Here is a 4,791-nt window from a genome sequence, read left to right as displayed (position 1 = left end):
AGCGCCCCGCCCCGCATGATCTCCGCGGCCGCCGAGTGCATAGCCGCGTCCGAATCAACAGCGCGAAAGCAAGAGGCTGATCGCGCCTCTCAAGCAGTCGTACCCAGAATCGGCAAGCGCATGCACCGCCCCACCAGTCGATGTCACGTACGTATCGCTCATGTTTCGCGTGCCCGATATGTACTAAAAGTGTGAATGTGTCTCGTCACCTCGGTAATGTCCCACTCCGAGAAGACACATCCCCCGAGGGGAGCAGGCGCATGGACATCACCACCATTACCGACGTGATACGCCGACCACCGGATCGCCCAGGGGACGTGTGGCGTCCCGGCGACGCCTGGCTCGCGGGAGGAACGTGGCTGTTCTCAGCGGAACAACCCGACACCCGTCGACTCGTCGACCTCAACGCGCTCGGCTGGACATCACTGGAGGTCGGCGCGACTCATTTCGGTGTCGGGGCCACGTGCACCGTTGCCGAACTGTATGCGTTTGTCCCGCCGGACAATTGGCGTGCGAGTCCACTTATTCGCGTCAGCTGCGAGTACTTCCTCTCTTCCTTCAAGGTGTGGAATTCGGCAACCGTAGGCGGCAACATCTGTATGTCACTTCCAGCCGGACCGATGATCACCCTGGCAGTTGCACTCGAGGCTTCGTTCACACTATGGGCTACCGACGGAACAGTGAGGACCGTCGACGCGTGCGACTTCGTGACCGGTGACCACCAGAATGTCCTGGAGCCGGGCGAAGTCCTTCGGAGCATCGAGTTCCCGGTGCACTCACTCACCAAACGGCACGCCCACCGCCGCTTCAGTCTCACGCACCTCGGCCGTTCGACGATCTTCATGATCGCGACGCAGACTCCTGGCGCCGACGACTTTCACCTCACCATCACCGCCGGCACCACCCATCCGATCCGGCTGACGTTCGACACGATGCCGGACGAGCACTCTCTGCGACGAGCCGTCGACTCCATTTCGGCCGACAGTTGGTTCGACGATCCCAACGGAACCCCCGACCACCGCCTCCACCTCGCCCGCCACTACGCCGACGAGCTCCGAAACGAACTCACGGGGAGCCAGTCATGAGCTACACGGTGAACGACCGGCAGTTCCACGAGGAGCCGTTCCCGGGACAGTGTCTCCGGACGTTTCTTCGGCACCTCGGACACCACGGGGTGAAGAAGGGGTGCGACGGCGGGGACTGCGGGGCGTGCACAGTGTGGCTCGACGGAGCGCCGATACACAGCTGCATCACGCCCGCCTTTCGCGCCGACGGTCGCGCGGTAACCACGATCGAGGGACTCGGCACGCCCGAAGATCTCCATCCGATTCAGCAGCAGTTCCGGGATGCACCCGGCTTTCAGTGTGGGTTCTGCACCGCCGGGATGATCATGACCTCGGCGGCGCTCACCGACGCGCAGAAAGAAGACTTGCCGCGAGCGCTCAAGGGAAACCTGTGCCGCTGCACCGGTTACCGATCCATCGAAGACGCGGTCAACGGTGTCGGTGCTGTCGAAGTTGCCCTCCCGGGACAGGCCGTCGGAACCAGCGTCGGGGCGCCGGCGGCCACCGACGTGGTGACCGGCCGAGCCGAATACACTATGGACACCGCCATCGACGGCATGCTGCACCTGAAAGTGCTGCACTCGCCGCACGCACATGCACGCATCACCTCCATCGACACCACCGAGGCGCTCGCCGTCCCCGGTGTCCATCGCGTCTACACCTGGAAAGACGTGCCGCGCAAGCTCTTCACCACGGCAATACATACCGACCACCTTGTCGATCCGGACGACACCTACATTCTCGACAACGTCGTGCGGTTCGTGGGTCAGCGTGTAGTGGCCGTCCTCGCCGACTCCGTCGTCGCTGCGGAAGAAGGCCGTCGGAAGGTGAAGGTCGATTACGAGATCCTGCCTTCCGTGTTTGATCCGGAAGAGGCCATGGCCGACGGCGCTCCAGCCCTGCACGGATCCGACGATCCCTTTGTTCGAGATCCCGAGCACAACATCCTGCTCGAACTTCACGGTCATGTGGGCGACGTCGAGGCCGGGTTCGCCGAGGCCGACGTCATCCACGAAGGCACCTACTTCTCGCCGCGGGTTCAGCACGCGCACCTCGAGACGCACGGTTCGATCTCCTGGATGGAAGACGGACGCCTTCACGTTCGCACAAGTTCGCAGTCCCCCTCCATCGCCAAGGTCAAACTCGCACATCTCTTCGACCTCCGCCCGGATCAGCTACGCGTGTTCTGCAAACGCGTGGGCGGCGGGTTCGGAGGAAAACAGGAAGTGATCAGCGAGGATCTGGTGGCGCTCGCCACCCTCGACACCGGTCGTCCCGTCTGCCTCGAGTTCACCCGAGAAGAAGAGTTCACCACCGCGTCGCCGCGTCATCCGATGAAGCTCACGATCAAGCTCGGCGCCAAGTCGGACGGAACCCTCACAGCCTTTCAGTACCGAAACATCTCGAACACCGGTGCGTACGGAAACCACGGTGGAGAGACACTCTTTGCCGGCGGCGCGGCAGTATCGCTCTACCGCTGCGCCAACAAGAAGTTCGATGCGTATTCCGTGTACACCAACAATGTTCCGAGCGGCGCTCTACGTGGGTACGGGATGACGCAACCGGCCTTTGCCGTGGAATCGGCCATGACCGAATTGGCCATCGCGCTGGACATGGATCCGCTCGAACTGCGTCGACGCAATATCGTCCGACCGGGCGATTCGCTCGTCGCACTCGAAGACGGCCCAGACGACGTGATCTTCACCGAAGACGGACTGGGGCAATGCATAGATCTGATCGACGCCGCGTTGAAGCGCCAACCGGTTTCCTCGCTCGGAGACGATTGGCTGATCGGCACCGGTACCGCCAGTTCACTACACGAGACCGCGCCACCCACCGAGCACATTTCCGAGGCCTGGCTCACCCTCGGCGAAGACTGTGTATACGAACTTGCCATCGGCACAGTCGAATTCGGTGAGGGTACTTCTACCGCCCACGTGCAGATCGCCGCGAATCAGCTGGGCACAACACCGTCACGTGTACGAATCATTCAGTCGGACACCGACCGAACCGGTTTCGACACAGGCGCTTTCGCCAGCGCCGGCCTGTTTGTCGCTGGGAACGCGGTACTTCGCGCGTCGAATGCGCTCCGCGATCGCCTACTTGCCTTCGCCGCGCACCACACCGGCGTGTCGATTGACCAGTGCTCGATGGACGACGACAAGATCGTCTGCGGTAGTACTCGATTAACACTGCAAGAGATACTCGAGGCCGCACGCCCGCGCGGGATCCGATTCACCGAGGCGCGGAAGGCATACGGATCTCCGCGCAGCGTGGTGTCCAACACTCATGGCTTCCGGATTGCCGTCCATCGCGTCACAGGCGAGATCCGCATTCTCTACAGCGTCCAAGCCACCGACGCTGGGGTGATCATCAATCCAGCGCAGGTGCGGGGACAGATCGAAGGTGGCGTCGCCCAGGGCATCGGCTTCGCACTCACCGAGAACTTCCACGTAGACGCAAACGGCGCGATGATGAACCCGAATCTACGTAACTACCGGATCCCGACATATGCAGATATCCCACGCACGGAGGTGATCCTCGTCGAGTCATCCGACTCCGTCGGCCCACTCCGCTCCAAGGGCATGGCGGAGTGCTGCATCAATCCGGTTGCCCCTGCATTGGCGAACGCACTGCAGGATGCAACCGGGTCACGATTCCGGTCACTACCGCTCACCCCGGAACGCATCTACTCAGGCCTGAACCGATGACCGCGAACACGTCGGCGGACAGCGCCGCGACGGTCATCATCGGCCAGCGAGTGCGTGCCGGACTGGAGAAAGAATTCGAGGTCTGGCAGAAAGATCTCAACCGGGCGGCCGCAGATTATGCAGGCTTCCTCGGGGCAGAAATCGCTGCTCCGACGCCCACCCAACCTGATTGGGTGATCGTGTACCGATTCGACTCCATCGCTCATGTTCAGGCGTGGATCAACAGCGCGACGAGGCAGAACTACCTCGACAGCGGTCGTCAGTTCTTCGACGGCCCGGCCACGCAGCAGGTAGTGAGCGGCGGGATCAGGCCTCCGGACCCACTGCTGACTGTCGTAGTGACGCACCGAGTAGGTGACGACAGCATCGACGAGTTCCTTGCCTGGCAGGATCGCCTTCGGGAGGTGGAGAGTGCTTTCGACGGATTCCGCGGCACCGAACTGTTTCGCCCAGTCGACGGTGTGCAGGATGAGTGGACCCTGCTGTATCGCTTCGACAATGCTGCCCATCTCGACACGTGGCTGACTTCCCCTGAGCGACAACAACTTCTCGCCGAGGGTCGCAAGTTCCACGACTTCGAACTGCGAACCGTGGACAATTCGTTCGGCAGTTGGTTCGCCTTCGACGAGAACGGAAACGAGGCCCCTCCACCTTCGGAGACAAAAACCTCGATCGCGGTCTGGGTCGGTCTCTACCCGACTGTCGTCTTGCTTACTTTGGCGCTGTCACCGCTGAAGCTGCCACTCTGGCTCGGATTGTTGATCGGCAACCTGTTGTCGAGCTTCATCATGAGTTTCTTCACGATGCCGTACTACGTGAATCGGCTCCTGCACCGTTGGCTGCGTCCACCTCCGGGGATTCCTGTCGCAAAAACCAACGCACAAGGGGTGGCAATCGTCGCCACTGTGACGTTGTTCTGGGTTGTCGTCTTCTACCTCGTGACTACTCAGTTCTGGTCGCTGCCCTGAACTCTCCGGAACACGAAATGCCAGCGCATGTAACGGGGCATGATTCTT

Annotated in this window: 3 protein-coding genes; all 3 read left to right on the top strand. The window is 61.7% G+C overall.

All coding sequences use genetic code 11. The features are described 5' to 3' along the window. Window positions 1-260: 260 nt before the first annotated feature. The 3 genes from ABIE52_RS05685 to ABIE52_RS05675 are packed head-to-tail and all read left to right on the top strand — an operon-like array spanning window position 261 to window position 4,743. Window positions 261-1,085 (top strand): FAD binding domain-containing protein, encoded by an 825-nt coding sequence (locus tag ABIE52_RS05685; RefSeq protein ID WP_003941432.1) that lies wholly within the window; start codon window positions 261-263, stop codon window positions 1,083-1,085. Further along, a complete protein-coding gene (locus ABIE52_RS05680) occupies window positions 1,082-3,775 on the top strand; it encodes a molybdopterin-dependent oxidoreductase (RefSeq protein WP_030538059.1) in 2,694 nt (897 codons plus the stop codon). The genes ABIE52_RS05685 and ABIE52_RS05680 overlap by 4 nt, the downstream gene beginning before the upstream one ends. After that, window positions 3,772-4,743: an antibiotic biosynthesis monooxygenase gene (locus ABIE52_RS05675; protein WP_030538060.1), complete on the top strand. Its 972-nt coding sequence runs from the start codon at window positions 3,772-3,774 to the stop codon at window positions 4,741-4,743. The genes ABIE52_RS05680 and ABIE52_RS05675 overlap by 4 nt, the downstream gene beginning before the upstream one ends. The last annotated feature ends 48 nt before the right edge of the window (window positions 4,744-4,791 follow it).

Source organism: Rhodococcus sp. OAS809 (genome assembly GCF_040546695.1).
GTDB lineage: Bacteria > Actinomycetota > Actinomycetes > Mycobacteriales > Mycobacteriaceae > Rhodococcus_F > Rhodococcus_F qingshengii.
This window is presented reverse-complemented; position numbering and strand designations above follow the sequence as displayed.

What these genes read in the sequence shown, in the direction of transcription:
- ABIE52_RS05685 (WP_003941432.1), top strand. Translation starts at nt 261, where the DNA reads ATGGACATCACCACCATTACCGACGTGATACGCCGACCACCGGATCGC.
- ABIE52_RS05680 (WP_030538059.1), top strand. Translation starts at nt 1,082, where the DNA reads ATGAGCTACACGGTGAACGACCGGCAGTTCCACGAGGAGCCGTTCCCG.
- ABIE52_RS05675 (WP_030538060.1), top strand. Translation starts at nt 3,772, where the DNA reads ATGACCGCGAACACGTCGGCGGACAGCGCCGCGACGGTCATCATCGGC.